We start from the raw sequence: 5,566 nt of genomic DNA, 5'->3' as shown, positions 1-5,566 counted from the left end.
GCGCAACACCGACCGCACCGTCGGGACCGGGCTCGGCGCCGAGGTCACCGCGCGACGCGGTCGCGTCGGTCTGCCGGACGACACGGTCCGTGTCGAATTGCGCGGCAGCGCCGGGCAGTCTCTCGGCGCTTTCCTGCCGCTCGGCATCACGATCGCAGTGACCGGGGACGCCAACGACTATGTCGCGAAAGGGCTGTCCGGCGGGCGTGTGGTGGTGCGGCCCGATCCGAGTGCCCGTTTCGTGGCGCACACGCAGATCATCGCCGGCAACACCGTCCTCTACGGTGCGACGAGCGGGGAACTGTTCCTGCGCGGGCGGGTCGGCGAACGGTTCGCGGTGCGCAATTCCGGTGCCGACGCGGTGTGTGAGGGCACCGGCGATCACGCGTGCGAATACATGACCGGTGGTCGCGTGGTGATCCTCGGGACCGTCGGCCGCAACCTCGCCGCAGGCATGTCGGGTGGTCTCGCGCACATCCTCGATCTCGACCCGGCCCGCGTCAATCGGGATTCGGTGCACCTGACCCCGGTCGAACCCGATGACGTCGAACCGCTCCGGAGGTTGCTGATCGGTCATCGTGACCGTACCGGATCGCCGATCGCCGCCGAACTGCTCGTCCACTGGCCGTGTGCCGCAGCACGATTCACGACGATTCTGCCGATCGACTACGCGCGGGTGCGGGCGCACGGTCACCGGAGCGAGACCGCGACCGCGGGGGCGGACGGTGGCTGACCCCCGCGGCTTCCTACGATACGGCCGGGCCGAACCACCGCACCGGCCGATCGGGATGCGAATCCAGGACTGGGCCGAGATCACCGCGCAACTCACCCCCACCGAACACGACCGGCTCATCCGCAACCAGGCGACCCGGTGCATGGACTGCGGTATCCCGTTCTGCCACTCCGATAGCGCCGGCTGCCCGCTCGGCAACCTCATCCCCGAATGGAACGACCTGGTACGCGACGACCGGTGGGCCGAGGCATCGGCGCGACTGCACGCGACGAACAACTTCCCCGAAGTCACCGGCCGGATCTGCCCCGCGCCCTGCGAATCGGCATGCGTGCTGGCCCTGTCCGATCCCGCCGCGGCCGTCACCATCGAGAAGATCGAACAGGCCATCGCCGACCGCGCGTTCACCGACGGCACGGTCACCCCGCAACCGCCACCCCACCGCACCGGATACCGCGTCGCGGTCGTCGGGTCCGGCCCGGCCGGACTGGCCGCGGCCCAGCAACTCACCCGCGCCGGGCACACGGTCACGGTGTTCGAACGCGACGACCGACTCGGCGGGTTGGTGCGCTACGGGATCCCCGCCTACAAGATGGACAAGTCACTGCTCGATCGGCGGCTCGCCCAGCTGCGCGCCGAAGGCACCGAATTCCGCACGGGCCGCGAGGTCGGCACCGACCCCGCCCTCGCCCGCCTGCGCGCCGATTTCGACGCGGTGATCCTCGCGGTCGGCGCGGGCGCCACCCGCGAGATGGACCTGCCGGGCCGGAATCTGACCGGAGTGCACCAGGCGATGGACTATCTGGTGGCCGCGAACCGCGACTGCGAAGGTGACGGTCCCACTCCGATCGACGCGGCGAATCGGCACGTGGTGATCATCGGTGGCGGCGACACCGGCGCCGACTGTCTCGGCACCGCGCACCGGCATCGCGCGGCCTCGATCACCCAACTCGACTATCGTGACCGGCCCCCGGACATCCGCGACGAGCGCCGCAGTCCGTGGCCGCTCACCCCGTGGGTGCTGCGCACCACCCCCGCCCACACCGAGGGCGGGCGGCGACGCTTCGACGTCGGAGTCCAGCGGTTCGTCGGCGACCGGCGCGGCCGGGTGCGGTCGCTGGTGCTCGCCGAGGTCGATGCGCACCGGACCCGGGTGGGCCCGGAATTCGCGATCCGGTGCGATCTCGCATTGCTCGCCATCGGATTCGACGGAGTGCGACCCGGGGCGTTGCTCACAGGCGGGCCTGCGGCCACCGCCCGCGGCACCCTCGACTGCGGTGCCGACTGGCAGACCCGCCTGCCGGGCGTGTTCGTGTGCGGGGACGCCCACCGCGGCGCGTCCCTCGTCGTGTGGGCGATCGCCGAAGGCCGGTCCGCGGCGCGCGGCGTCGACGAATACCTGACCGGGCACTCCGAACTGCCCGCCCCGGTGCATCCACGGTCGGTGCCGCTGTCGGTGCGCCCGGACCCACAGCACGCAGGGTTTTCGGACAGCGCACACACCGAGCGGATCGACGGCCCCGACCGTCGGTCAACGTCTCGACCCCGGTGGGACTAGGCTCGTCGTGTGACCCGACGCACCAAGATCGTTTGCACCATGGGCCCCGCCACCGCCGACCCCGAGGTCCTGAAGGAACTCGTCGCCGCAGGCATGGATGTAGCCCGACTCAACTTCAGCCACGGAGAACACTCCGAGCACGAGGCCCACTACCAGCGGGTTCGCGCTGCCTCCGACGCCAGCGGACATGCCGTCGGAATCCTCGCCGACCTGCAGGGACCGAAGATCCGGCTCGGCCGGTTCACCGAAGGCCGCACCGAATGGGCCAACGGTGAAGTCGTGCGGATCACCGTCGACGACGTCGACGGCACCCACGATCGCGTCTCGACCACCTACAAGGAACTCGCGCAGGACGCCACCCCCGGCGACCGCCTGCTTGTCGACGACGGCAAGGTCGGGCTCGTCGTCGAATCGGTCGACGGCAACGACGTCGTCTGCCGTGTCACCGAGGGCGGCCCCGTCAGCAACAACAAGGGCGTGTCCCTGCCGGGAATGAACATCTCGGTACCCGCCCTGTCCGACAAGGACATCGCCGACCTCGAGTTCGCGCTGCGGCTCGGCGTCGACTTCATCGCCCTGTCGTTCGTGCGTTCGCCCGCCGACATCGAACTCGTCCACGAGGTGATGGACCGCGTCGGCCGTCGCGTCCCGGTCATCGCGAAGCTCGAGAAGCCCGAGGCCGTCGAGAACCTCGAGGCCGTCGTCCTGGCCTTCGACGCGGTCATGGTCGCCCGCGGCGACCTCGGCGTCGAACTCCCCCTCGAAGAGGTACCGCTCGTGCAGAAGCGGGCCATCCAGATCGCCCGCGAGAACGCGAAACCGGTCATCGTCGCGACCCAGATGCTCGAGTCGATGATCGAGAACTCGCGGCCCACCCGCGCCGAGGCATCCGACGTCGCCAACGCCGTACTCGACGGCGCCGACGCGGTGATGCTGTCCGGCGAAACGTCGGTCGGCAAGTTCCCCGTCGAGACCGTCCGGACCATGGCCCGCATCATCGCGGCCGTCGAATCCGATTCGACGGACGCACCGGCCCTGACCCACGTGCCTCGTACGAAACGCGGCGTCATCTCCTATGCGGCCCGCGACATCGGTGAACGACTCGACGCGAAGGCCCTGGTCGCGTTCACACATTCCGGGGACACCGTGCGTCGGCTCGCGCGTCTGCACACCCGGCTTCCGCTGCTCGCGTTCACGCCGGTCCCGGCCATCCGCAATCAGCTCGCGCTCACCTGGGGCACCGAGACGTTCTTCGTCGAACCGATGGACACCACCGACCAGATGGTCGAACAGGTCGACGCGGCGCTACTGTCGTTGGGTCGCTACCAGCGTGGCGACCTCGTGGTGATCGTCGCCGGGGCGCCTCCGGGACGTTCCGGTTCGACGAACCTGATCCACGTGCACCGGCTGGGGGAGAAGGACACTCGTTGACAGGTATCGAGGCGACGGACCTCGGCGTCCTCCTCGGTCTGCTCGAACTCGAGCAGACCGAGGAGGATGTTTTCCGTGGAGCACACCCGCAGCAGACAGGTGCGCGGACGTTCGGTGGTCAGTTGGTCGCGCAGGCGCTCGTCGCCGCCGGCCGCACGACCGGTGACCGGCCGATCCACGCGATCAACGCCCACTTCATCCGCGGCGGCAACGTCGACGCACCCATCGACTACCACGTCGCGCGGCACCGGGACGGTCGCGACTTCGCGAACCGCATGGTCACCGCGTATCAGGGCGACGACGAACTGTTCGTCATGCTCGCCGCATATCAGAAGTGGGGCAAGGGACTCGAACACGCGGTGACCGTCCCGGAGGTGCCGTTCCCCGAGGCGCTGCCCCCCATCGGCGACCACCTCGAAGGCTACGAGGAACATCTACCCGGGTTCGTCAGCGCGCTCAAGCCCATCGACATGCGCTACGCGAACGATCCCGCGTGGATCCTCAAGGGCACCGGTGAGAAGCTCAACCACAACCGGGTGTGGATGCGCACCGACGGCGAACTGCCCGACGATCCGCTGCTGCACGTCGCCGCGCTCGGATACAGCTCCGACACGACCGTCCTCGACTCGATCCTCACCACACACGGCCTGTCCTGGGGCCTGGACCGGATCTTCGCGGCGACGGTCAACCATTCCATCTGGTTCCACCGACCGCCACGATTCGACCAGTGGCATCTGTACGCCACCGAATCGCCGGTCGCCGCCGGATCACGGGGCCTGGCCACCGGCCGCTACTTCAACCTCGACGGTGAACTCGTCGCCACCGTGGTGCAGGAAGGGATCATCAAGCACTTTCCGTCTCGGCGCTGAGCGGCGAACCGGCTGTGTTCGCGACTCTCGCAGTCGTCATGGTCGTCGCACTCGTCGGATCCTTGCCCGCGGCGCGCAGCGGCATCCGGCTCCCGCTCGTCCTCGGCGAACTGCTCGCCGGGATCGTCGTCGGGGTCAGCGGGCTCGGCTGGGTCGACGCGAGCGAACCGACCCTCGACGCCGTCGCCCAGGTCGGTTTCGCGCTGGTCATGTTCGTCGCAGGCACCCACGTGCCGATCCGCGACGCGCGGCTGCGACCGGCCCTATGGCGCGGGCTGGTCCGGGCCGTGCTCGTCGGTGTGCTCGCGGTACCCGCCGGAATCGGCATCGCCCGGCTGTTCGACGCCCCGCATCCGGCGCTGTTCGCAGTGCTGATCGCATCCTCGTCGGCGGCCCTGGTGCTGCCGATCGTGGACGCGGCCGGAATCGACGGACCCGAACTGCTCCCGCTGTTGGTGCAGGTCGCCGTCGCCGACACCGTGTGCATCGTCGCCCTGCCTCTGGTGATCGACCCGCCTCGAGCGCTGCGCGCCGGGCTGGGAGCGGTCGCGGTGATCGCGTGCGCGGCGGTGGTGTTCGTCGCTCTGCGGCAACTCGAACGCACCGGGATGCGACGTCGTGTCCACCATGTGTCGAAGGAACGCAAACTCGCGATCGAACTGCGCGTGAGCCTGACGGTACTGTTCGCGCTCGGCGCCCTCGCGGTGTGGACGCACGTGTCGGTGATGCTCGCCGGATTCGCGCTGGGGCTCGCGGTCGCCGCCGTGGGCGAACCCCGCAGACTCGCCGGACAGTTGTTCGCCGTCACCGAGGGATTCTTCGCTCCCGTGTTCTACGTGTGGATCGGCGCGTCGATCGACGTGCGGGCGTTGTGGGAGGAACCGTCGCGGATCGGCCTCGGGGTGGCGCTCGGGACCGCCGCGGTCCTCGTGCATCTCGTTCCGCGCGCCACCGGCCAACCGTTCGCGCTGGGTGCGC

4 protein-coding genes and 1 pseudogene are annotated in these 5,566 nt (G+C 69.5%); all 5 read left to right on the top strand.

All coding sequences use genetic code 11. From position 1 onward, the window contains the following. Positions 1-733, top strand: a pseudogene (locus WAX14_RS12020) (glutamate synthase subunit alpha); the annotation flags it as partial. After that, positions 726-2,288: a glutamate synthase subunit beta gene (locus WAX14_RS12015; RefSeq protein ID WP_422628289.1), complete on the top strand. Its 1,563-nt coding sequence runs from the start codon at positions 726-728 to the stop codon at positions 2,286-2,288. The pseudogene WAX14_RS12020 and the gene WAX14_RS12015, both read left to right, overlap by 8 nt. 9 nt (positions 2,289-2,297) lie before the next feature. Beyond that, positions 2,298-3,719, top strand: coding sequence for a pyruvate kinase (gene pyk / locus WAX14_RS12010; protein WP_422628288.1), 1,422 nt, complete (start codon positions 2,298-2,300; stop codon positions 3,717-3,719). After that, positions 3,716-4,588, top strand: coding sequence for an acyl-CoA thioesterase II (locus tag WAX14_RS12005; RefSeq protein WP_422628287.1), 873 nt, complete (start codon positions 3,716-3,718; stop codon positions 4,586-4,588). Before pyk ends, WAX14_RS12005 begins: the two co-directional genes overlap by 4 nt. Positions 4,589-4,602: 14 nt before the next feature. Beyond that, positions 4,603-5,566: cation:proton antiporter (locus WAX14_RS12000; protein WP_422628286.1), on the top strand; the 964-nt coding region annotated here is incomplete at its 3' end.

The organism is Rhodococcus sp. (in: high G+C Gram-positive bacteria) (assembly GCF_049299235.1).
In the GTDB taxonomy this organism is placed as follows: Bacteria; Actinomycetota; Actinomycetes; order Mycobacteriales; family Mycobacteriaceae; genus Rhodococcus.
This window is presented reverse-complemented; position numbering and strand designations above follow the sequence as displayed.